General features: G+C 37.7%; 25 protein-coding genes and 4 pseudogenes. 25 read left to right on the top strand and 4 right to left on the bottom strand.

The genetic code is table 11. The annotated features are described in order from the left end of the window. From JCM14505_RS07795 to JCM14505_RS07780, 4 genes are all read left to right on the top strand, one after another. The coding region (locus tag JCM14505_RS07795; RefSeq protein WP_156249876.1) for an LPXTG cell wall anchor domain-containing protein at positions 1-202 on the top strand (202 nt) is incomplete at its 5' end. Between the two features lie 422 nt (positions 203-624). After that, positions 625-2,325: an SIR2 family protein gene (locus JCM14505_RS07790; RefSeq protein ID WP_054653884.1), complete on the top strand. Its 1,701-nt coding sequence runs from the start codon at positions 625-627 to the stop codon at positions 2,323-2,325. A 15-nt stretch (positions 2,326-2,340) separates the two neighbouring features. Beyond that, positions 2,341-3,243 carry a hypothetical protein gene (locus JCM14505_RS07785; protein ID WP_054653882.1) on the top strand — a complete coding sequence of 301 codons (903 nt, stop codon included), beginning with the start codon at positions 2,341-2,343 and terminating at the stop codon, positions 3,241-3,243. 145 nt (positions 3,244-3,388) lie between these two features. After that, a complete protein-coding gene (locus tag JCM14505_RS07780) occupies positions 3,389-3,721 on the top strand; it encodes a hypothetical protein (RefSeq protein WP_156249875.1) in 333 nt (110 codons plus the stop codon). A 496-nt stretch (positions 3,722-4,217) separates the two neighbouring features. On the opposite strand, the gene JCM14505_RS07775 is transcribed toward JCM14505_RS07780, so the two are convergent. Continuing rightward, entirely contained in the window at positions 4,218-4,523 is a 306-nt protein-coding gene (locus JCM14505_RS07775; RefSeq protein ID WP_225352316.1) for a DUF2513 domain-containing protein, read from the bottom strand. A gap of 813 nt (positions 4,524-5,336) precedes the next feature. On the opposite strand from JCM14505_RS07775, the gene JCM14505_RS07770 reads away from it, so the two are divergent. The 5 genes from JCM14505_RS07770 to JCM14505_RS07750 all read left to right on the top strand — a co-directional run bounded on the left by JCM14505_RS07770 (position 5,337) and on the right by JCM14505_RS07750 (position 9,296). After that, positions 5,337-5,561, top strand: coding sequence for a hypothetical protein (locus tag JCM14505_RS07770; protein WP_054653878.1), 225 nt, complete (start codon positions 5,337-5,339; stop codon positions 5,559-5,561). Between the two features lie 107 nt (positions 5,562-5,668). Beyond that, entirely contained in the window at positions 5,669-6,220 is a 552-nt protein-coding gene (locus tag JCM14505_RS07765; protein ID WP_156249874.1) for a hypothetical protein, read from the top strand. Between the two features lie 45 nt (positions 6,221-6,265). After that, positions 6,266-7,270, top strand: a complete 1,005-nt coding sequence (locus tag JCM14505_RS07760; protein ID WP_056995853.1) for a hypothetical protein — start codon at positions 6,266-6,268, stop codon at positions 7,268-7,270. Between the two features lie 294 nt (positions 7,271-7,564). Further along, the gene (locus tag JCM14505_RS07755) at positions 7,565-8,758 is read left to right on the top strand and encodes an AAA family ATPase (protein WP_054653872.1); all 1,194 of its coding nucleotides are present in this window, start codon (positions 7,565-7,567) and stop codon (positions 8,756-8,758) included. Beyond that, positions 8,751-9,296 (top strand): hypothetical protein, encoded by a 546-nt coding sequence (locus tag JCM14505_RS07750; RefSeq protein ID WP_054653870.1) that lies wholly within the window; start codon positions 8,751-8,753, stop codon positions 9,294-9,296. The genes JCM14505_RS07755 and JCM14505_RS07750 overlap by 8 nt, the downstream gene beginning before the upstream one ends. An 82-nt stretch (positions 9,297-9,378) precedes the next feature. On the opposite strand, the gene JCM14505_RS07745 is transcribed toward JCM14505_RS07750, so the two are convergent. Beyond that, positions 9,379-10,191 carry a 2-keto-4-pentenoate hydratase gene (locus JCM14505_RS07745; protein WP_054653868.1) on the bottom strand — a complete coding sequence of 271 codons (813 nt, stop codon included), beginning with the start codon at positions 10,189-10,191 and terminating at the stop codon, positions 9,379-9,381. Positions 10,192-10,717: 526 nt separating this feature from the next. Between JCM14505_RS07745 and JCM14505_RS07740 the strand changes: the two genes are divergently transcribed. The 13 genes and pseudogenes from JCM14505_RS07740 (at position 10,718) to ribF (ending at position 20,269) form a co-directional block, all read left to right on the top strand. Beyond that, the gene (locus JCM14505_RS07740; protein ID WP_054653866.1) at positions 10,718-11,080 is read left to right on the top strand and encodes a winged helix-turn-helix transcriptional regulator; all 363 of its coding nucleotides are present in this window, start codon (positions 10,718-10,720) and stop codon (positions 11,078-11,080) included. A 1-nt stretch (position 11,081) separates the two neighbouring features. Beyond that, entirely contained in the window at positions 11,082-11,810 is a 729-nt protein-coding gene (locus tag JCM14505_RS07735) for an ATP-binding cassette domain-containing protein (RefSeq protein ID WP_054653864.1), read from the top strand. Then, a pseudogene (locus JCM14505_RS07730) lies at positions 11,803-13,318 on the top strand (ABC transporter permease/substrate-binding protein). The gene JCM14505_RS07735 and the pseudogene JCM14505_RS07730 overlap by 8 nt, the downstream one beginning before the upstream one ends. Positions 13,319-13,433: 115 nt before the next feature. Next, positions 13,434-13,913 carry a ribosome maturation factor RimP gene (gene rimP, locus JCM14505_RS07725; RefSeq protein WP_054653862.1) on the top strand — a complete coding sequence of 160 codons (480 nt, stop codon included), beginning with the start codon at positions 13,434-13,436 and terminating at the stop codon, positions 13,911-13,913. 15 nt (positions 13,914-13,928) lie between these two features. Next, entirely contained in the window at positions 13,929-15,095 is a 1,167-nt protein-coding gene (gene nusA / locus JCM14505_RS07720) for a transcription termination factor NusA (protein WP_054653860.1), read from the top strand. A gap of 19 nt (positions 15,096-15,114) precedes the next feature. Beyond that, positions 15,115-15,417 carry an RNase P modulator RnpM gene (gene rnpM, locus JCM14505_RS07715; RefSeq protein WP_054653858.1) on the top strand — a complete coding sequence of 101 codons (303 nt, stop codon included), beginning with the start codon at positions 15,115-15,117 and terminating at the stop codon, positions 15,415-15,417. Continuing rightward, positions 15,413-15,721, top strand: coding sequence for a YlxQ-related RNA-binding protein (locus JCM14505_RS07710; protein WP_173571632.1), 309 nt, complete (start codon positions 15,413-15,415; stop codon positions 15,719-15,721). The genes rnpM and JCM14505_RS07710 overlap by 5 nt, the downstream gene beginning before the upstream one ends. Before the next feature lie 17 nt (positions 15,722-15,738). Next, positions 15,739-15,885 (top strand): annotated as a pseudogene (locus JCM14505_RS10580) (translation initiation factor IF-2 N-terminal domain-containing protein); the annotation flags it as partial. Between the two features lie 167 nt (positions 15,886-16,052). Continuing rightward, positions 16,053-17,978, top strand: a pseudogene (gene infB / locus JCM14505_RS07705) (translation initiation factor IF-2); the annotation flags it as partial. A gap of 14 nt (positions 17,979-17,992) precedes the next feature. Then, positions 17,993-18,355, top strand: coding sequence for a 30S ribosome-binding factor RbfA (rbfA, locus tag JCM14505_RS07700; RefSeq protein WP_054653854.1), 363 nt, complete (start codon positions 17,993-17,995; stop codon positions 18,353-18,355). Positions 18,356-18,422: 67 nt separating this feature from the next. Next, entirely contained in the window at positions 18,423-19,160 is a 738-nt protein-coding gene (gene truB / locus JCM14505_RS07695) for a tRNA pseudouridine(55) synthase TruB (protein ID WP_225352315.1), read from the top strand. Then, the gene (locus JCM14505_RS09770; RefSeq protein WP_225352314.1) at positions 19,157-19,351 is read left to right on the top strand and encodes a hypothetical protein; all 195 of its coding nucleotides are present in this window, start codon (positions 19,157-19,159) and stop codon (positions 19,349-19,351) included. The genes truB and JCM14505_RS09770 overlap by 4 nt, the downstream gene beginning before the upstream one ends. Further along, positions 19,338-20,269, top strand: a pseudogene (gene ribF, locus JCM14505_RS07690) (riboflavin biosynthesis protein RibF). The gene JCM14505_RS09770 and the pseudogene ribF overlap by 14 nt, the downstream one beginning before the upstream one ends. 46 nt (positions 20,270-20,315) lie before the next feature. On the opposite strand, the gene JCM14505_RS07685 reads toward ribF, so the two are convergent. Both JCM14505_RS07685 and JCM14505_RS07680 read right to left on the bottom strand, forming a co-directional pair. After that, complete coding sequence (locus tag JCM14505_RS07685) at positions 20,316-20,786, bottom strand: hypothetical protein (protein ID WP_156249873.1); 471 nt, start codon at positions 20,784-20,786, stop codon at positions 20,316-20,318. 189 nt (positions 20,787-20,975) lie between these two features. After that, positions 20,976-21,785 carry a helix-turn-helix domain-containing protein gene (locus tag JCM14505_RS07680; RefSeq protein ID WP_054653850.1) on the bottom strand — a complete coding sequence of 270 codons (810 nt, stop codon included), beginning with the start codon at positions 21,783-21,785 and terminating at the stop codon, positions 20,976-20,978. Positions 21,786-22,019: 234 nt separating this feature from the next. Here JCM14505_RS07680 and JCM14505_RS07675 point away from each other — a divergent pair, with 234 nt between their 5' ends. From JCM14505_RS07675 to JCM14505_RS09765, 3 genes are all read left to right on the top strand, one after another. Next, the gene (locus tag JCM14505_RS07675) at positions 22,020-22,916 is read left to right on the top strand and encodes a YSIRK-type signal peptide-containing protein (RefSeq protein ID WP_082405678.1); all 897 of its coding nucleotides are present in this window, start codon (positions 22,020-22,022) and stop codon (positions 22,914-22,916) included. A 46-nt stretch (positions 22,917-22,962) separates the two neighbouring features. After that, positions 22,963-23,214 (top strand): MucBP domain-containing protein, encoded by a 252-nt coding sequence (locus JCM14505_RS09150; protein WP_162200507.1) that lies wholly within the window; start codon positions 22,963-22,965, stop codon positions 23,212-23,214. Continuing rightward, a partial coding sequence (locus JCM14505_RS09765; protein ID WP_225352313.1) for a hypothetical protein occupies positions 23,177-23,554 on the top strand: 378 nt, incomplete at its 3' end. The genes JCM14505_RS09150 and JCM14505_RS09765, both read left to right, overlap by 38 nt.

Genomic DNA, 23,554 nt, shown 5'->3' with positions numbered 1-23,554 from the left:
GTCAGCAAGCGAAAGTGCAACTGCGTCAGCAAGTGAATCAGCTGTAGCATCCGCAAGCGAAAGTGCAACTGCGTCAGACGTAACTAATAAGCAAGAAAATATGAAATTACCTAAGACGGGTTACAGTGATGGTAATACTCTTGTTGGTATTGGTGCATCGTTATTATTAGCTTCAGCTATGTTATTAAAAAAAGAAGGATAATAAGGATAATTAATTTAAATTAATTATTGACTAGTACCAAATTTAGTCATATTGTAATCACAAGTAATTTGTAAATAAGAGGCAACTTGATTTCCAATTTTGGATTTCAGGTTGCCTTTTTATGATTGGATTTATGTTTTGAGTACTGATAGAGAAATGAAAAATATCTCTTAGAATTAATACTTTCATTATTTAAAGTATCAACTTCAAGGGGATTGTACGAGGACGTGTTTATTATGAATGCAGTAAATTTTAACAATGTAAGCACATCCTAACGGAACGTATTTAATTTGAATGATGCATCTCCTAAAATTCAAGGTAGAATAACGGGAGGTGCATTTTATTATGCAAGATATTGTTTCAGTAAATTTTGAAGTATAATTTTTGTTATTAACTATGATAGTCGGAAGGTAAAAAAATTAATGATAGATCCTAATCAAGATTTTATAGATTCAATCAAGAAGGCTAAAGAAAATAATGAATTAGTATTTTTTATTGGCGCTGGAGTTTCAATGGCACAGGGTTATCCTAATTGGGACGGTTATGTTCAGCATTTAATAGATTATTGGAAGTTCAATGATTCAGTTACCCATAATAACATTGATCTTATTAAGTTTTTAGATTGGTTAAGTCAATCGGAGTTAAGTAATGCTCGTAAGATTGATGTTATTCAATATTTGATATCGAAAGATAATAGTGGTGTATCAAAAACTGAGTTTGAGAATAAATATTTTGGACATTTACAATTATCGGCAAATAATAATGATTTAATTAGAGAATTAAGTAAACTAAAGGCAACTTATATCACAACAAATTATGATTCAGGAATTGAGAAAGAACTACAGGTGATTGAGTTTCCAAGTGTAATTTCTAGTTCGCAAGAATTTGATCAACTATATGGACAAAATAAATTACCTCAAGGCTCAAAAGTAATTTATCTACACGGAAGGTATGACTCTAGACCAGAAGATATTATTAATTCATCTACACGGTATTCAAAATTTTACTATAACCAAGAGTGGCGACATAAAATAGGAGAATATTTGAAAAATAAAACGGTCGTGTTTATTGGAAGTAGTTTACAAGAAGATGAATTGTTGAGTATCTTAAATTTAAAATATACCAAAAATTGTTTTGCCTTAATGAAGGGATATTTAAATCAAAATATTGAAAAGAATATTTCCGAGTATTATCAAGACCAACATTATATTCAGATTGAATGGTATGGGAATAAATTTACAGATTTACTGCCATTCGTGAAATCACTTGTTACTTCAGTTAATGCTGTGGATCAATTAGATGACACTACCAAACAAGCTTTTATGAATGCTAATAATCAAGAAGACTTTATTAAATCACTAAATAAGATTATTACAACCAAAAGTTATGTGAGATTTGATGAATTACTAGGGAAAATAGATTCGTCAGGAGACAAATCTTTAAATGTTATTAAGTGGATTTCAGAATCTGACAATATTAATGATCATGAAATGCTATTATCAAATAATTTATGGAATTTAATATCTGAAAAGTTTGAAGAACTTGATACTAAGCAACAAAAGTTATGGTTAGATAAAATCAAAGCTGGTTTAGGAATTCCGATAAATGCAATTGATCATATTTTTAGCATTTTAAATCAGTACTCAACTAAATCAGAAAAATCTATTGATGATATTTTAATAGATTACTTGCCACTAGGAATTGCTTATAGGTCGCTAGATTGTAATTTAATTGACGAGAAAGTGCTTGGACATTTCGTTGTAGAAAATATGGTCAGTCAAACGATACCAATGATGTTTGATCTATCAGATTTAACAAATAAAATAATTGAATTTACAACAATTGATCGTGATAAATTAATTAAGTTTATTAATAATGGTTTTACAGATGAAAAAAATATAGGTAATCTTGTGATTGAAGAAATTAAGATGCTAAGTAATAAACCAAAACTTAAGTATCTTATTAATCTTATTATTAATAAACGTTTAAATTCAGAAGATGTAAGAGAAATTATTAATGAATGTACAGTGATTCAAAAATATTTGATTCATTATGATGTAAAAAACGGACTAGATGCTGAAACATTAGGGTTGTTGATAAATAATGTTGATTTATCAGAATAATTCTTAGGTCCGGATATGAATGAGTTTGTGGTAAAGCATAAATTTTCAACTGATGTAGAGTATAAAGATGGAATTTGGGAAAATGAGATGATTGACGATAATCCCTTTATTGAATCTGGAATGATAAAATATCAAGAAGTTAATGAAGCTTTAAAAAGCATGGAGTTTGATCCTCATAGCAATTATGTTCATGATAAATATGAATATGCGTTAGATATTTTGCAGAGTCATTATCAAATCGACGAAATTAAAAATATCTATACTCGAATGTTTGAACATCCTGATGAATATCATTCTGAAATTATTAGTAGAATATTGTGGGCAAGCAAACCGTTACTGAAAGATAAGTTTTATCGTGATTTATTTGTAAACTATACTTTGAGTGAAAAATTAAATAATCGAGCGCAATTTTATTTAGTCGGAAACCTTCTTGACGTTCAAATTTCAAAAGAAGACTTGAGTAGGATAGTTGAAAATCTTAAGAAAATAAATTTGGGCGAATTAAATACAGATACTGGTTTCCGCAATGATGAACAAAATTATCTTGATATGAATAGGTTTATTAATAGCGACTTAGGATCATATTTTTACTTGTTATATCAAAACAAACAACAGCTCCAAGTATTAAAGAATATTGATGATTATTTTAAAGGCATTGATACCATTGATGATAGGTGGTCTAATTTTATAAAAGGTTATTTCTATGAATATTTAAATGATAATTACGAAATTGATTATGCAGCCGTTGATACATTTATTGGATACAGTAATAGCTATGTAGGATTTAATAAGTCTGAACTTGGTGAATGGAAAGAAGCAGTAACAAAGATTATCCAGATTGAAGAATTTAACACAGCTGGAAATCCATATATTGCTGTTAATTTAACGAGATGTATTCTAAATAATCCGGATTTTTAAGAATGTAATTGTAGAAAATATTGGTAATAAACTTTTGGATGAGATCTTCTTAAATCTTGTTAAATTTAGATTTGCAGGTCAATTAAATTCAACTCCATTACTTCAGTTATGCTGCGAAAAAGATATCAGATTTAGAAGTAAACTATTGAATATGTTATTTAGGCGGTTTGAAAATAAATATGTTATTGATGAGCTGATTGGAATATTAAAGCGAAATAACTATAATAATTCAGTTGAATTGAATAAGTTTTATAATTGCGAAGTTAATTCAGATAATGCTGATAAATTTATTAATTTTTGTAATGAAATCATTAATGGATTTACGATAGTAGATACTTTTCGGAATTGTTTTGCACTTTTGAGAAATAAAAGTTCCGATATGAATAAAGGTCAAGTAGAAAAATTATGTAACATCTTTGATAATCTATTGAATGAGTCTGAAAAGAAAACATTGATTCAACAAGTTAGTGATAGTTGATAGGGTTCTGAAGTCATTTAATATTTAATTAGATTTTAGTATTTCCCAATTTCAAAATAGTCCGTTGCTATATGGTATACTTTGCTCGTTCCGGTAGTGATTTTCGTGGTTTGTGCCACGATTGATATCGGTTTGAAGTGGGCAAGCAGTTCGTTTGGAAATAGCTAAAGGATGTCGTGTACTGTACCGATACTTGTAATACTTGTTTGATCAGTAGACAAAGCGTGTTTTACCAAAAGTTGAATCTCTTTTGCCGTTGAATGAAAATATTTAATCACAATTTCATGTGTAATAGTTAAGGGGCCACCTGAAATCCAAAAATGGAAATCAGGTGGCCCCTTATTTGTCAATTACGTGTGGTTATGGTGGGCTTACGATTTAAATGGATATGATATATGATATGTGAAAGGGCAAAACCGATGATGGTCTTGCCCTTTTATAGTATGTTAATTTAATTTTTTGGTGATTACATCCACAGCAATTGATTTAAGAACATCTAACGAAAAACTTCCAACTTTTTAGCGCGATCCTTAATTTTACTCCAGTTATCAATTTGACGAATATTTGCTAAAAAGTTGTGACCTGCTGGGGTTAAATCTCTTATGATAAAACTGTATCCCGCAGTGAATTTGATTTCTATCAATCCTGATTGTTCACATTGCTTAAGATGATATAAAATTTCATTTCCAGAATACTTATCTAAAAGTGGACGGAAGTTTGATGGAGTAGCTGATGTTGTAAAATCAGTCGTCTCTTCCACTCTTAATAAGAGATCACGAATACAGTCTGGGTTTAATTTCAAAATATAGCCTCGCTTTCTGTAAATAAAATCTAATTATTCTATATCGGGGTTGTGTTATTACGTTATATTATGTGACTTTTAGATTGAAGTGTTAAGAGGTATGTACAACATGCGTTGCGCGGTTAATTTAATGATTTTTTTATTTTGGATTTGTGCTATAATTTTGTTATAAACCATTTTATAACTTTGTAATAAGGGAGGGTGGAAATATTAAAATAATTAGTTGATAACATCAAAGTTTGAGAATGAAAATATGTAAAAGTGTTGACTATAAAACTTATCAATGTAGAATAAAGATAAGAAGAGCGGTGGGATCTCTACGGGGACCATTGCGGGAAAACTCCTCTGTTCTATGTGATAGAATGGAGGAGTTTTTTTTGATGAAATTGATGTTGATGCACTAGTTGATAATTTACGAATGTCCTATAGTCAACAATCTGTGACTGTTATCGAAGGAAGAATAGTCTATTCGGTAAAGCCTCAAAATATATATCACGTTAATAGTAATAGCAATCTAATAGATAAAAATAGTTAATGAATAAATTTATATGATATTGAAGCCAATTACGATTAGATTGAGCAATCGACAAGGTGTTTTTTTAAGAGTATGAGTAACATTTAGGGATATATTATTAAATAAAATTAACAAGGTATTTTTATATAAGGCATATTATATAGTTAAAAGATTAAATTTTAAATTTTCTACTAAATGTTAGAACTAAATAGTTCATTTGTAGAAGCAATCAATGAGTCAAATTAGGATGATAAATTGTTATTTTATGATAATTATATTTTTATCTAGAGGAGAAATAGATGGTTACTAAGAAAAGTTTAGTTAGGTATGTTGGACCAAATGATTTAATGTTAGATGAAGAGTTAACATTAGCAGAAAAATTATTATTAAATTTTAAAAAAGATAATGATTTTTCAATAAATGAAATAATTGAATTATATAATGCTAATAGGTTAATTAAAGATGGTAATAGGCTAAATAATTGGTCAGATGAACACTATGATAAATTAAAAAAAATTATCTAGTGGTTTAAGAAGTACGGTTGGTAACGGTTGCAGGTTAATAAATAATGAAAATTTTATTAGTATTAGTAATGAAGTAATCAATCAACTTAGTAATGATTTTTTTTGATATGATTACTAAATTAAAAGTATATGAACGAATTTCTGCAGAAACTTTTGTTAAATATCTAAATAATAATAAAAATAAGTTGTATACAATATTAAAGTACAAAAAACTAGTTAATTATTATGATAAGGAAATAGCAAATATTTTAATTCCATGGGAAGGAACTTGTGGAATTTTAATTAGTAAGTATTTAATTAACAATAATCAAGAGTTATGTATACCTAAATCATTTTCCATCGAGGAATTTAATAAAATTTTTGATAATTATATTCAATCAGATAGTCCAAATTTAAACTATTTACAAGCGATTATGAATGCTCCTAATTTAAAGGAATGTCCAATTAGTGATAATTTGAGATATAAGGCGAAAGTTAGGTATACAGAATTAATTAATAGAAATTTTAATGAGAAAGAAGCAATTAAATCTGAATATATTGTTCAATTTAGAGAACAGGAAAATTTGTTTGATTCAAATATTAACGGTGGAATTGCTAATTTATCATTTGATATAAATTGGCTTGAACGGTATCTAGATTATCCAACAATTTTTAAATAATTTATATTACGTTTTAACATGTTTGACTATAAGTCAAGATTAAAATTGGCTCCAGTTTCGTCAGACTTAACTAGTTTGGAAAAAGTATTAAAAGTTGATGTTGTTAAAAATTTAAAATTAGGTATTGCATTTATCAATAAAGATAATTTGTATGATTGCATAATAATTAATTATTATAAATTTTTACAGGGCCATAAGATTGAATTAGGTAATTTATTATCTTGGTTTTGTAATGTTTATCTTCCAAGCGAATTTGATGTTTCTGATATTAGAGCAAACGAACTTGACGGAAATAAGACGATTGGAAAGATCAGATTTTTATTACCTGAAATAGAAAGTGTTGTACATCAATATTTAATGTATGTTAAATATGGAGAGGTTAATCGGGATTTATTTGAAATGGAAACAGGTAGTTTTAAATTTAATGATATCCCGAGTAAGGTTAATGATAAATATGCGTATGCTAGCAGCGATGACATTAAAAATGAATTATATTGTTTATTTTCAGATCAATCCGGATTATCTTATATTTCTAGGTTTAAAGAACAATATGACACCTTATTTAAATTAATTTTAACAGAGAAGGTAAATATCAGTGAGTTTTTACCGTATCAATTAAATAGGATTAATTGGTTAATGGATCGACGTACAATCATAAAAGATGAACAAGGATGGTTATCTTTTAATAAGAATAGAGTTAACTTACTTGCTGATTACTATTCTAATGATGTAATTTGTATTCATTATTTAAATAATCAATTAAAATCTGAGCTAGATAAAATGGTATTGAATGGTGATTTTAAAATTGAATCTACTCTATTTTCGAAACCAGAATGTAATTATATTAATTATTATTTAAATAAGACTACATACAGTAATAGTCTGGATTTGCGAAATAAGTACGTACATGGGAAAAATACTTCAACACTTGAAGAACAAAATAGAGATTATATTAAAATATTAAAAATAATGCTTTTAGTAATTGTAAAAATTAACGAGGAGTTTATTTTAAGTTCAGATATACATGAAAATTATCTTGTATTAGATTAGATAAAAAATTTTACGATCAAGTTCATTAAACTAAAATAAAGATAAGAAAGTGGTGGAATCTATACGGGGACCATTACGAAAAACCTCCTCTGTTCGTGAAAGGATTGAGGAGGGTTTTATTACTAAAGAAAACTCAAAATTACATAACATTACATATTAACAACTTAAAACCCAATTTTAGTGTTAAAAGCTAGCAATTTGCCGATTTTAAACATAAAACGTGTTTAAAATCATACAAAGGTGTATTATTATAATAGTAATATAATAATTAACAACAAAGGTGAAGTGATAAGTATGGAAAAAACATTGAAATTTTTAAAAATAGAGATTCAGAATCACCCACTTTTTGAGGATAAATTAGAATTTTCGGTCGTAAATACGGCGCGAGTATTTACTGATCGTGAAGATCGATTAACCAATTTATTTGGTAATATTTGGACCAATAATTTAATTGCGTTAGTGGGACGAAATGCAACCGGTAAAACGACGATTATGAAGTCGTTAATTGGGGCGTTGACATTTTTGTTAGAAGCAAAGTCAATTGATCAGACGAAATTGAAAGAAATCTTAATGGGAAAGAATAATATTAAGATTACAACTTATTTTTACGGATCAGACAATTACCTTTATAAAGATGATTTAGAGTTTGGGTTGGATAGTAATGGGGTTACTTGGCATGTGGTAGACGAAAAAATTTACCAAAAGCGACTTAATACCCAAGTAACTAAAAAGAATTTATTTGATTTTAATGATTTACAACCAATTTATGATCGTAAAAATTTAGATGAAGTTGCAGCGTCAGTGTTAGCACCTGATGATTCGATTTTTCGGATTGTGGTGGCTAAGTATCAGCAACGACAAACTATTATTGATACATTAGCGTTTACGAATATTAATGCGCTTATGTATAACCAAGAGACGGTTCCAGGTGAAATTCTTAATTTCTTAGATCCAACGATTGAATACTTAAAAATAGTACCGAAATTAGTTGGTGGCGATACCACCCAAGTTTTTTACCGGTTAAAATTTAAGGGACGAGCTGAAGAAATCACGGAGACCAATTTTCTAACGATTGAGCAATATTTATCATCGGGAACGGCCAAGGGAATCACGTTATATGGTAATGTTGTGGCGGCTCTGAAGACTGGTGGAATTATCTTCGTTGATGAATTAGAAAATCATTTTAATCATACAATTATCAAATCGTTTATTGAATATTTTACGGATCCTAAAATTAATCTTAACCGAGCCACATTGATTTATAGCACTCACTACACTGAGCTATTAAATGAAATGGAACGCGGCGATGAAATTTATATCACCCGGCGGGATGAAAAGATTACGTTAACTAGATATTCAGGCTTAAAAATTAGGAATGAGCTAGTTAAATCAGAAGTGTTTGATTCTGATTACATTGGGGGGACAGTACCAGAATATGATTCTTATCTTGACCTCCGGAAAGCTACCAAGAGGTCAGTAAATGATTGAATTTAGTAATGATATTATAGCGTTAATTGCTGAAGGTGGTACGGAACGAGCAATTTTACAATTATTATTAGATCATCAAGCATTAAAATTTACGCAGGATGATTTACTTAATGGGGAGATTATTCGGACACGCTCCGGAGAAAAGTTTACGAAGAATCACCTTAATAAGAGTTTTAGGAAAAAGGTTCATGTAGTAAGAATTTTAGATTCGCCAAAAGAAAAATTTAAATATAGCAAGGTATATGACAAGACAATTTCTAAGGTTAACGAAGTTCTAACTCGTCCTGAAATTGAAATCTTGCATATTATTTACCATCAAGATTACAGTAGCTACAGCAATAAACATAAACAAACTAAGCCTAGTATTTATGTTAAACAAAATTATCATGACTTGACTAATCCAAAAGGGTATCAAGACAATTATGATTTTTGGGAATTACGTTTTAATGAGTTAATTGAAAGCTTAAAACAATACCGACAAACGAGAACAGGGAATGAATTATGTATTGCGGATTTACTTAATGATGATTATCAATAATTGTTGCTGAAATTAATTCTTTTGCGACCCCAAACTTAAAAATGGCGGCGACTACCAAAGTTGGTAATCACCGCCATTGATTTTATAATTGGCTAAAAGTTGGGTGGGCTTTAACGAATAAGTTGCCGAGGTCATGGCTGAATTGGGCATTCCATTGTCCTGCCGTTAAGTGTGGTGGTAATAAGAAGGTCCCGGAAGAAACCAGTTGGCCACGGGTGAAGGTTTTCCCTTGTTCGTGGAGTTTCTTGACTAACCATTGTAAGGAGTTTAATGGGTTACCAAGGACTTCGGAGGAATCGCCTTCGCTGACCTTTTTCCCATTATGGAATAAGTCAACGTGCACCGTGGCTACATCCGCGACGTCCTTGAAGACTTCCTTGGTTGACCGTTCGGGACCGTAAACGACCGCGCCTCCAACCGCACAATCGGAGAGCACATTGTACTTACCGAGCGCGGGGAACCAGTTGGTAAAGCGGGCGTCGGGTAATTCGACCGTGCCACAAACGGCCGTCTTATTAAAGAGGTCTTCCAAAGAATCTTCGGGTGATAAATCTTCCAGCGCGCGGAAACCAAGTTCGACTTCTAATAATGGTTCGTTGAGATGATCTAAATTCACATCCGCAGGTGCTGGCAAGAACCGATCGGCGACTTGTTGACCATATAATGGCGCATCCGTGTCAAACATCTGTTGGGTTTCTTCGCTGGTTAAGGAAACTTTATACCCCGCGGTTGGTTGACCTTTGAGTTGCATCACGCGTTCTTGAACGGCGTAGCCAGTTTCAAAATCAGTTACGACATCAGCCCAATCACTTTCATTTAACGCCGTATTCGTTAAGTAAGCGTTGGCTAAGGCTTGGGCAAATTGGGCTTGTTGTTCATTTAATTGTGCAGTCATAATGAGTACCTCCAAAATTTAATCCTCAAGTTAATCATTTTAAATTTCGATTAAAAAAAACGGCGCTGTTCCACCATTGGGTTACCCCAATGAGGAAGAGCGCCGTTGATATGAGCGTGGTACCATCTTACCTTACCCACCAAAAAGTGGGTCACTTATTCACAGACTATCATCTGTGACCATGGTAATGGGTGGTAAACCAACCTAGGCTTACTGAACTTCAGCCGGTAACTCGGGAAGGATAAAATTTAAATTCACCGGCGGGCTAACTCGCAGCAACCGTTAGCTTTCTGGTCGGGCCGAAACAAACTTAAATTTGGTTTCCGTCAACGTTTTCTAATCGAAATTTAATTGTTGAAGGTAGTATAGAGCGGATTGATGGAAGTGTCAAGTTAAAAATTAAAAAAATCTCATTTTATTTTGTGACCAATACTCTCTTTTAGAAACTTACCTTACAATAAAGTGCCTACTTCCCTTAGGTAATTATGGTTGTTAAAATAATGACAAATGAATGGAGGAGGATTAAATGTCACGAAAAACCTTAGAACAGGCCGGGATTTGTCCGGTCGCGACGACTATTAATTTGTTGTCGAGCAAGTGGAAAATTTTAATTATGCGTGATTTACTAACTGGTAAAAAGCGTTACAGTGAACTAAAGACGAGTGTCGTAGGGGTGAGCCAAAAGATGCTAACGCAAAGTCTCCGTGAATTAACGGCGGATGAGATTGTTGATCGGACGGTGTATCCGGAAGTGCCACCACGGGTTGAATATTCCCTAACGCCACTGGGGGAAAGTATGCGCCCGGTTATTGATGCAATGGCTGATTGGGGGAGTGAATACCTCGCGACGCATCCCCAAGCCATGCCAAAGAATGAGGGAGACCAATAAGATGACGATTGAATTTCGTAATTTAAATTTTGCTTATGATACCGAGCCCATCCTACAACAAGTTAACTTAACGGTCGCCACGGGGGAATTACTCGCTCTCGTGGGGCCGTCCGGATCAGGAAAAACGACGTTGTTGAAAATGGTCAATGGTTTATTAACGCCGACTACGGGGGAAGTTTTGATTAATCAGCAACCATTAACCAGCCTTGATTTATTAGCGCACCGGCGGCAAACGGGGTATGTCTTACAACAAGGCGCGCTCTTTCCGAATTTAACGGTGGCGGAAAACTTAGCGGTGCTCCCCAAATTAAATGGTTGGTCACCACGGCAAATTAAAACTACCACGGCACAGTGGTTGCAAGAAGTTGACTTACCAACGACGATTTTAAATCGGCACCCGGCGGAATTATCGGGTGGGCAGCAACAACGGATCGGGATTGTGCGGGCTTTAATGACGCAACCGCCAATCTTATTAATGGATGAACCATTTTCAGCATTGGATGCCATTACTCGCCAACAATTGCAAACGTTAACGAAGCAATTACAAGCTAAATATGCGCCCACAACCATCTTTGTGACGCATGATATGCAAGAAGCCTTGACGTTAGCGGATCGAGTAGCGGTCATGCAAGCGGGTCGGATTGTACAAGTGGCGACACCAGCTGAATTACAGGAGCATCCGGTAAATGATTTCGTGACCCAATTAATTCAAGGAGGGACACATGCATAAGTTAATCAGTACCTTTAGCGACCGTTATGGCGACTGGCAAACGGCGCTCATTCAGCATTTACAAATTTCGCTGATTACGTTATTAATCGCCCTGGTGATCGCGGTGCCATTGGGGATTTGGTTGCAACATCGGCCACGGTTACGCCAGGTAGCGTTAGAAGTGGCGGGGATTTTTCAGACGATTCCGTCCTTAGCCTTACTGGGCCTGTTAATTCCCCTGGTCGGAATTGGCTTGGCCCCAACATTAATTGCGCTTGTCATTTATGCGATTTTGCCCATTTTAGCGAATACGATTACGGGCTTGAATCAAGTTGATCCGGTCTTAGAAGAAGCCGGGCATGCCTTTGGAATGACACGGTGGCAACGGTTAACGACGTTTGAATTACCGTTGGCCTTACCGGTCATTATGACTGGAGTCCGGACGGCGGCTGTGATGATTGTTGGGACAGCGACCCTCGCCGCCTTGATTGGGGCGGGCGGATTAGGAACTTTTATTTTACTTGGGATTGACCGGAATAATGCTTCGTTAATCTTAATCGGGGCCATTTCCGCCGCCATGTTAGCCTTATTAATCAATGCTCTCTTAAAATGGGCGGAACATGCCAAGGTGAAATCGCTAGGAATATTATTAGCGGTGATCGTCGCGGGCTTAGGCTTATCATATGGTCCACAAATTAAACAGGCGGTTGCCCCGCAACCGACGATTACGATTGCTGGTAAAATGGGGAGCGAGCCCGAAATTTTAATTAACATGTATCAGCTATTATTAGATCATGATACGAAGTTAAAGGTGCAAATTAAACCAAACTTTGGGAAAACGACTTTCTTATACCAAGCGTTACGCCGTGGCGATATTGACATTTATCCGGAATTTACGGGGACCGTCGTCGAAACGTTCTTACATCAACCGGCGAGTGGAAAAAGTGAAGCTGCGACTTATCAAATCGCACGGCGTGGCCTGGCCAACAAAGGGTTAGCTTACTTACGGCCAATGCAATATGAAAATACGTATGCCTTGGCGGTGAAAAAAATCATTTGCTAAGCAACACCACTTAACGACGATTACGGATTTAGCTCGCCTGCAAACTCCGGTCACGGCCGGGTTTACGGCGGAGTTTAATGATCGTGATGATGGGAATCGTGGCTTGCAACAGCGCTATGGGCTGAATTTACTAGTGCAAACGATGGATCCAGCCTTGCGCTACCAAGCGATTGCCCAAGGCAAAGTTCAAGTGGTCGATGCTTACTCGACGGATGCGGAATTAACGCGCTATCACTTAGTCACGTTACAAGATGATCAGCATTTATTCCCACCATATCAGGGGGCGCCGTTAATGCGTCGCGCCACGTTAAAACAACATCCGGAAATTGCCAAGAGTTTAAATAAACTTGCCGGGAAAATTTCGGCGGCCGAAATGAGTCGGATGAATTACGAAGTCAGCGTCCAAGGAAAATCCGCACATCAAGTGGCCAAAACCTATCTCACCCAACATGGCTTGTTAAAATAGGGGTGAAAACTTGGCACGCCACGTAAAATTATGGTATATTATTAGTTGAATAAACTCGATTAAAGAGTGAGCAGCAATGCTCGCTCTTTTTCATGCAAGAACGTGAGGTGACAATTTGAGTAACAACGACGTGATTAAGACGGTAACTGAGTTAGTTGAACCAATTTTGGCAGAACACGAATTTGAATTATTTGATATTGAATTCGTCAAAGAAGGGCAAGACTGGTATTTACGAGTTTACATTGATAAGCCGGCCGGGATTACATTGAATGACTGTGCCATTATTAGTGATCAATTAAGTGAAAGCTTAGATAATGTGGAACCAGATCCGATTCCCCAAGCATATTTCTTAGAAGTATCTTCACCGGGAGCAGAACGGCCCTTAAAGCGGGAACAAGATTACGAAAAGGCCGTCAATGATTACATTAACGTTTCGTTGTACCAAGCCATTGAAGGCAAGAAGGTTTACGAAGGGACGTTAATTGAATTGACGCCTGAAACGTTAACCTTAGATTACCTAGACAAGACGCGGCATAAGCAAATTACGATCGATCGGTCAAAAATTGCTAAAGCGCGCTTAGCCATTAAATTTTAAATTGGAGGAATTACCATGACGGTAAAGAAAAAGGATCGCTTAGAATTACTTGATGCCATGGATGTCTTAGAAAAGGAAAAAGGCATCAAGAAAGAAGTTATCATTGATGCTTTAAAGACGGCCTTAGTGAATGCGTACCAAAAGAACTACGATGACAACAACGCTAACGTGGAAGTAGTGATTGATGATCAAACTGGGTCATACAAGTTAATGGCCTTAAAGACGGTCGTGGACGAAGTAGTAAACCCCGTGGTTGAAATTAGTTTAGCCGATGCCGTAGCGGTGAACCGCGGTTATGAACTTGGCGACCAATTCCGGGTGGAAGTAACGCCACGTGACTTTGGCCGGATTGCAGCCCAAACGGCCAAGAATGTGGTCTTACAAAAGTTGCGCGAAGAAGAACGCCGGATTGTTTACGAAAAGTACAATCGTCTCCAAGACGACTTATTGGATGGGGTTGTTTCGCGGGAAGATCACCGTTACATCTTCATTGACCTTGGCGACGGGGTGGAAGCTGCCATGAACGCGCGGGACCGGATGCCAAACGAAACGTACCGCATGGGTGATCACATTCAAGTTTACGTGACGCGGGTAAATGAAAACACGCGGGGACCGCAAGTCTTTGTTAGTCGGACGGCTCCTGATTTATTAAAGCGGCTCTTTGAAAAGGAAGTCCCTGAAATTAGCAACGGGTTAGTTGAAGTGAAGGGGATTGTCCGGGAAGCCGGTGATCGGGCTAAGATTGCGGTCTTCTCTCGTGATGAAAATGTTGATCCAGTCGGCACGTGTGTTGGACCACGCGGAACGCGGGTTCAAACGATTGTGAACCAATTGGGTGGCGAAAACATTGATATCGTGAAGTTCGAAGAAGAACCAGAACAATTTATCCGCAATGCCCTTAACCCAGCCGAAGTACAAGCCGTTATTTTTGATGAAAATAATGGTGAAATTGAAGACCGTGGGGTAGACGAAGAAGGCAACGAACGCGAACCACGAGTTCACCGGGGTTGTACAGTGATTGTTCCGGATGACCAATTATCATTAGCCATCGGGAAGCGCGGTCAAAACGTGCGGTTAGCGGCGCAATTAACTGGTTACAAGATTGACATTAAGCCATTCTCTGAAGTCAGTGCTGAAATGGATTTAGCTGACGAATCAGCTTCCTTGGCCGACGCCGAATAAAGCAGTGGGGTGAAAAAAAATGAAACAGCGAAAAATACCAATGCGAAAAGATGTGGTCACGGGTGAAATGGTGCCAAAGCGCCAATTAATCCGGGTGGTGCGCAATAAGGAAATGGAAGTTTCCCTTGATCCAACGGGGAAGAAACCGGGCCGGGGGGCTTATGTTTCCATTGATGTCAAAGTTGCGCAACAAGCCAAGCAAAAGCGGACGTTTGATAAGGTCTTTGGGGTGACGTTAACGGATGAATTCTATGATGAATTAATCGCCTACACGGATCACCAACAAGCGCGGCAAGCTTTGTTTGCGGACCAAAATGATTAACCAAACTACTAAAATCTTGCAACTCCTTGGCCTCATCCGGCGCGCCGGGCAATTAGTGACGGGCGAAGGAGATGTAATTAAAGCCATGCAGCAGCAACAGACGCGGTTAGTCTTTTTAGCTGCGGATGCCGGGGCAGCCACGCAGAAGAAGTTTCGGGATAAAGCTAACACTTATCAAGTCACGTTATGTGAAGATTTTACCCGCCTTGAATTAAGCCAAGCGCTCGGTCAGTCACGCAGTAGTGTGGCGATTACCCAAGCAGGATTTACGAAAAAAACTATTACAACTGTTAGAACAAACTAATTAAGGAGGATGCGTGTATGGCTAAAGAACGAATTTACGAATTAGCAAAAGAACTCAACGTCCCAAGTAAGGAATTAGTCGCCAAGCAAAAGCCGCTGGGATGGATGTTAAGAGCCACATGTCATCAGTTAGTGTTGATGAAGCCAACCAATTGCGGAGTGCATTAAAGCCAGCTGCTAAGCCAGCGCCAAAGGCTAAACCTGCCTCCCAACCAGCTAAGGCCAAGGCTGATCATCAACCAGCTAAGAAGCCAGCCAATGATAACGCTAATCGTGGGAATGATCACCAAAACCGGAATCAATCCAACGGTGCAAATAAAAAGAACAAGAAGAACCAAAATAATCAAAAATCAAACAACGGGAACAACAATGGCCGCAGTGTTTGGTTTGATAACAATGGTAAGAAGAATAAAAAGGGTAAGAAGAACAAGAAGAACCGGAACCAACGGATGAAGGAAACGGCGCCAAAGCAACCTACCCAACGGAAGGAATGGCCATTACCAGAAGTGTTAGAATACACGGAAGGATGAACACACAAGACTTAGCTAAGATCTTGCACCGGTCATCAGCTGAAATTATTAAGAAGCTCTTTATGCTCGGGGTAATGGTTAACCAAAACCAATCCTTAGATGCGGATACGATTGAAATTTTAGCCGCTGATTACGGAATTGAAGCCCGGGAAAAGGTGCAAATTGACGTTGCTGATATTGACCACTTCTTTGACGAAAAGGTTGATAATACGGCCAACCAAGTGAGCCGGCCACCAGTCGTAACGATCATGGGACACGTTGACCATGGGAAGACGACATTATTGGACCAAATCCGGAATTCTCACATTACGGCTGGGGAAGCTGGTGGGATCACCCAAGCTATCGGGGCGTACCAAATTAACTACAACGATAAGAATATTACGTTCTTAGATACGCCAGGGCACGCGGCCTTTACTGAAATGCGGGCGCGGGGTGCCAACATCACTGACTTAACGGTCTTAGTGGTGGCAGCCGATGATGGGGTAATGCCACAAACTGTGGAAGCCATTAACCACGCCAAGGCGGCTGAAACGCCAATTATCGTGGCCGTGAACAAGATTGATAAGCCAGGTGCCAACCCGGATAATGTGACGACGCAATTAACGGAATATGGTTTAATTCCGGAAGACTGGGGTGGGGACACCATTTTCGTCCCAGTTTCAGCTAAGTTCAACAAGAACATTGATGAATTATTAGACATGATTCTCTTACAAGCTGAAGTGATGGAATTAACGGCGAACCCAGATCAAAATGCGGCCGGAACGGTTATCGAAGCCCGGCTTGATCATGGTCGTGGTTCGGTAGCAACGTTGTTAGTTCAACAAGGGACGTTGCATGTTGGGGACCCAATTGTCGTTGGGGACACGTACGGTCGGGTTCGGACGATGACGAACGAAAACGGGAAGGTCTTAGAAGCGGCGACGCCATCAACGCCAGTCGAAATTACGGGGCTCAACGATGTGCCACAAGCCGGGGACAAGTTCGTGGTCTTTGATGATGAAAAGACGGCACGGGCAGCCGGTGAAGAACGGGCTAAGCGGGCCGCTGATCGGCAACGGCAACAAACTTCTCACGTGACGTTGGATAACTTATTTGCGACGATGAAGCAAGGGGAAATTAAGTCCTTGCCAGTGATTATCAAGGCGGACGTCCAAGGTTCAGTTGAAGCCTTAGCCCAATCATTACAAAAAAATTGACGTTGACGGCGTGCAAGTTGATATTATTCACAAGGCCGTCGGGGCAATTAGTGAATCTGATGTTAAGTTAGCTGAAGCTTCCGATGCCATCATCGTTGGGTTCAATGTGCGGCCAACGCCAATGGCGAAGAGTGAAGCTGAAACCAACAGTATCGACATTCGTCTACACCGAGTAATCTACAATGCCATCGAAGAAATCGAAGATGCCATGAAGGGGATGCTCGAACCAGTTTACGAAGAAGAAGTCATCGGTCAAGTTGAAGTGCGGCAAATTTACAAGGCTTCCAAGATTGGAACGATTGCCGGGGGAATGGTGACCCAAGGTAAGATTACGCGGAATGCTAAGGTCCGCTTAATCCGTGATGGAGTGGTCATTTACGAAGGCGAACTTGGTAGTTTGAAGCGCTTCAAGGACGATGCCAAGGAAGTTAAGTTAGGTTACGAATGTGGTTTAACGATTGAAAACTACAATGACATCAAGGAAATGGATGTCATCGAAGCCTACGAAATGAAGGAAGTACCAGTTAAGTAAGGAGGACCCAGATAATGCCAAGTAAGCAATATCGAGTCGAACGATTAGCGCAACAAATTCAACGCGAAGTTGATGACATTTTATTAAAACGGGTGCGTGATCCACGGGTCCAAGATGTCACGATTACGGGTGTTGATGTGACTGGTGATTTACAACAAGCGACGATTTACTACAGCTTGTTGTCAGAATACGCTTCTGATGGTCAAAAAGCGCAAGCGGGCTTAGAAAAAGCAACGGGGTTAGTGCGGCATGAATTAAGTTCCCGCCTGAATATTTTCAAAACCCCACAACTAACGTTTAAACGCGATCCCGCCATTGCCTACGGGAACCGGATTGATCAATTATTGAATCAATTAAAACGTGATAATCAACTTTAAGGTTTAAATAACGGGCTCGTTCGCCAAGGGTGGTGACCGAGCCCGTTGTTCATGGAGGAAAATCGATATGTATGATGGGATTATTCCGTTATATAAAGAACGTGGGATGACGAGTTTGATTGTGTCAGTCGCTTGCGGCGAATTTTACAGACGAAAAAAAATCGGTCATTCCGGGACGCTTGATCCCAATGTTGATGGGGTGTTGCCAATTTGCGTCGGCACGGGAACCAAGATGGTGGAATACCTAATGGCTTCAGGGAAAGAATATGCCGGGGAAGTTTTAATTGGCCAAGCGACGACGACCGAAGATTTGGATGGGGAAGTTGTATCGACTAAGCCAGTCCCGGCCGCAATTGACGAGGCAACGATTCAAGCAGCCATGGCGAAGATGGTGGGGGAAATTACCCAAATTCCACCGATGTACTCCGCGGTTAAAGTCAACGGGAAACGGTTGTATGAGTATGCCCGCGCCGGTGAAACGGTGGAACGGCCCCAACGCCAAGTGACAATTAAGCATTTCACGTTTTTAGGGACGCGTTATGACGAAATGACCCAAACTCAACGCGTTCGGTTTACCGTTGGTTGTAGCAAGGGAACCTATGTCCGGACATTAGCAGTTGATTTAGCCAAGGCACTTGGTTATCCGGGGACCATGAGTCAATTAACGCGTCGCGAAAGTGGTGGCTTTGGGATTGACCAAACTGTCACCCTCGATGAAATTCAAGATCTCGTGGCGGGGGAAATGATGAATCGCTATATTTATCCGGTTGACTATGCCGTTAAAGGTTGGCCCATCATGCGTTGACGGATGAACAATGGGTCAGTGTCCAAAACGGTGGGTGGCTAAAACCAGTGGAAATGAGTTCGGATGCTGACCGGGTGGTACTGACGTATCATGATGATGCCAAAGCGATTTATGCGCGCCGTGATGATGTGTATAAACCAGAAAAAAATGATTTCAACGAAGTAGGAGGACTGGCGAATGGAAGTGATTAAGTTACGCTATCCGTTTGATCAAACGCTGATTCCGGACCGCCCGAGTGTGTTGGCGATGGGCTTTTTTGATGGCGTCCATCGAGGGCATCAAGCCGTTCTCCAACGGGCGGCTGCCCAGGCCCAGGTGCACCAAGTCCCGTTAGCAGTGTTGACTTATGATAAATTTCCGGGGTTAGTGTATGAAAGTTTCCCGGGGCGGTTTCAATATTTAACGCCACTAGATCAAAAATTGGCGCAATTGGAACGGTTAGGGGTGGAAATTGCCTACGTAGTTTCCTTTACGTCACGCTTATCGCAATTGTCACCGCAACAATTTGTAGATGAATGTCTGATGGCTTTGAATCCGGTGGAAGTGGTGGCCGGCTTTGATCATACTTATGGTGACAAGACGGTTGCCACGATGACCAATTTACCTCAGTATGCGGCGGGCCGGTTTGCGGTGAACGTGGTCGAACAATTAAGTGCCACCAAGCAAAAAGTGAGTTCAACGGCAATTCGACAGGCTCTTGATCAAGGTGATTTAGCAATGGTGAATGATTACTTAGGGCGACCATATACAACCCCCGGAACCATCGTGCACGGGTTTGCGCGGGGCCGGACTATCGGATTCCCAACGGCCAATGTGCAATGGGCGGTTGATCAACGGATTCCGGCAATTGGGGTGTATGCGGTCCGCTTAAAGGTTGGCAAAACTTGGTACCCTGGCATGGCGAGCGTTGGTCATAATGTCACCTTTGGGATGATAATCAAAAGACGATTGAAGTTAATTTGTTTGATTTTCATGACCAAATTTATGGTGAAAATGTCGTCGTGGAATGGATTGCCCATTTACGTGGCGAAGTTAAGTTTGATGGGGTGGATGAATTAATCACCCAATTACAGCAGGATGAACAAACAGCGCGAGAAATTTTAAAATAAACTATTAAGCCACTGGCTAGTCAAAATCGACTGGTCAGTGGCCTTTTTAGATGCTTAATTTGGCTAATTGATTTTTAAATCGTGCGGTTTTACGCTGTTCATAAAGATTAATCAGTTGGTTTTTAAATAACAGTAAATCAGCTTGGTTAATTTGTAAAATCATAATTTGGTTGGGATGGTAATTTGTAATAGATTCTGTCGGGAAGGCTGCGCGGGAATCAGTAATAATAACTAAATCATGGTGGTGATAATCAACGCATTGACTAGCCTGATGATTATTAATCAAGCGAAAACTGTCAGTTGGTAAAGTATTGATGATGATTTTAAGATTATCAATTATAGCCAGATTGTTACTAGCAACCAAGATATCTAATTTGTAATCAAATTGACTGACTAATAAGCTTTGGATAATTAGCGCTGTTTTATGGACAAAGTAAGTGTTCAAAGCTGCATGAAAAGCTTCTTTGAGTAAGTTAGAGGTCCACTGTAGTAACACTGGTGATAATTCAGCATTCATCGTTTTAATTTCTTCGTAGACGGAATGGTTATTGAAATAAAACCGGCCGACAAAGGTATGCCGAAAAATATCAGTAATTAATGATTGCACAGATGAAGGTGAGAGCGAATAGCTAGGGGACTAAAAGAAGTCAATCGTTGCTGGATTTGATTATAAACGGGAAAGTTTAAAATCAGCTGATACAAATCATCAGAATAGATAAATGGGGAGGCAATGAAAAAAAACGTACGTGAAGTATTGGTAATCGTGCGAGTTTAAGGAACTCGATAAATGAATTTGTTGCCGATAGTTATTAATTACATTTTTAACTCGGTGCATAAATTGGGTTTGTTGAAAATGATTGATTAAGGCTAAATTGGGTAAGTTATGACTATATTTAGACCGTTTAAACCCGATATTAATTAAATTTAGTAAAAAGCGATTATTTTCGGGGAGTAATTCGTTGGTTTGAAATTGCTCTCGGGTTAATTGGGTTAACAAATTGTTGTTAAATTGCGTTGATGCATCTGATTCAGCGGCATCAAAGTGGTATTTAGTAATCAGGAGAGAGATTAGTAAACGTTGGTTTAGCTCGTTGCCAGTGACCATATTTTTGTGAATCGTTAAATCAAAGTGCTTTAAAACTTGTTGGGTAAAGCGACGCGTTTCATAGACGGATGAGACGGAGCGATTCAATACGAAACTAATATTAGTGACTGAGACATTTTGATTGTGGTTGGTTAAGACAAAGTAGAGAAAAGTTAAAAATGGCGATTGTTGATATAAATTGGTATGGTAAGCAACTAAGTCTTGTTCAGGATCAATGTAATATTGTTTATTTTGCTTCGTTAAGGATAGTTGGGAATCATTAAGTAATTCCTTTAATAACCGGCGAGTGCTTTGTAAATTAATGCTGGTTAATTTAGCTAGTCGTTCTAGATTGATGCCAGGATTGGTATAAATAGCTTCGGTAATGATTATTTTACGATTTATGGTTGGTTCAATAAATTTATCAAGCATTGTTATAATTCCATATTTTAATTAATGATTATAGATAATCCGTATCTTTATTGATATATAGGAAAAACGTTACGTTAATGAAAAATTATAGAAAATCATTAATTCAATAATTACATTTTTTTAAATTTTTTTTTGATATTCCTGTAATTATGTACTGGTGAATTTTTTAATATATAAACATAAAAATATGTGAAGGACATGTGAAAACACATATTTTAAAATTTAAAAAGGAGCGTGGAATTATTAATGCGACACTCAATTACTAGTGGAGTAGTTCCAGTATATGTTCGCCCGCGAAAGGCAGGAACAAGTATGGTTTTAACTATTCCAAAATTTGTCAAATATGTTGTTGAGTTAGCGGATGAGTATCAAGTAAAAGTGCTAGATGATGGCGGATTGTTGTACACACCAGTAAAAAAAATCAAAAGGGAGAACAACATGGTTTCCAAGAATAATAGAAATCTTTATCAGAAGAAATATGAAGATAATAAGCAACGATGGACTTTAAGGAAATATTCTTTCGGGGTCGCATCAGTTATGATTGGGATTACTTTCGGGATGATGAATATTACCGAAAGTGCTCATGCTGACGTTACCAGCACGGTTAACACCACAGAAGCAACAATGGTTCCAGTTAATAATCAAGGTAATAATCAAGATTCTAGTGATAAATCGAATAGTTCACAAACAGTATCGGTAGCTGATTTAGTGGATAAGGGGACAAATGATAGTAGTCAAGTTACCCCTAAAATGTTGTTAGCATCAAAATTAGCGACTGATAATCAATCTACAACAGCTACTAACGGTTTATCATATGGTTCACAAGGAAGTGTAAATCCATCTTTCCCACAGGGGTATCCTGCTAACTACTGGAAGGATCCAGTACAAAATCGTTATTCTTTTGAAGTTTTGGGATTAACAACTGATGGAACAATTAAGGGATCAAAATACTATGCCGTATTATCAACTAATAATAATGGTGATGGGTCCTTATATGTAACGTTTATTAATAGGAGTACAAATAAGCCAATTGTCAATACTCGTCAAGTTTCTGAAAAGGCTGAGTGGATTGATAATCGTACTTTTGGACTTTCTGCTAACAAGAATTGGTGGATTAAAAAAATTAGATAATGGATTTGATGCCTATTCCGGTGGTGATTTAGGTGAGCCGAATAAGTTGAACCGGTTATGGCAGGAATATTCGGTTTTCCAAGATCCTAATAATTCAACTTATAAGGAAATTGAACAGTTAATTCCTGTTCAAACAACACAAACTACATCTTATGTAGATCAAAATGGTAAGCAAATTGCTGATCCAGTTGTGTTACACGGTGTTTCTGGTCAAACTTATACGATTGCAGGTCCAAAGCAAATTGATGGATACAAACTAGTTGAATCACCTGAAAAGACCACAGGACGTTTTTTCTGATTTTAGTAAGGGATTTAAATTTTCGCGTACTCAAGCCTTAGGACATGTAGTATTAAATTACGAACAAATTGACAATAACGGGACAATGAGGGTTCAAATCTTCTTTAATGGGCAACCATTTAATGGTAATTTGATTTATCCAAATGGTAATGAAGTTCCCTACAATGGATCCGTAATTGTTCCTCCGGTTAAAGGAGGGTCAGGTGATACTGTAAACTCGTTCAGTAATTTTCCTCATATTAGTGTTGAGTTTTCTGACAATGGATCCGATTATACTAACCAAACAGCTATAATTAACTATTATGATGATAGTGATACTAATGTTAGTTATGTGTATGAA

Source organism: Limosilactobacillus equigenerosi DSM 18793 = JCM 14505 (genome assembly GCF_001311375.1).
Classification (GTDB): domain Bacteria; phylum Bacillota; class Bacilli; order Lactobacillales; family Lactobacillaceae; genus Limosilactobacillus; species Limosilactobacillus equigenerosi.
Note: the sequence above shows the minus strand (reverse complement) of the source record. Positions and strands in the feature narration are given on the sequence as shown.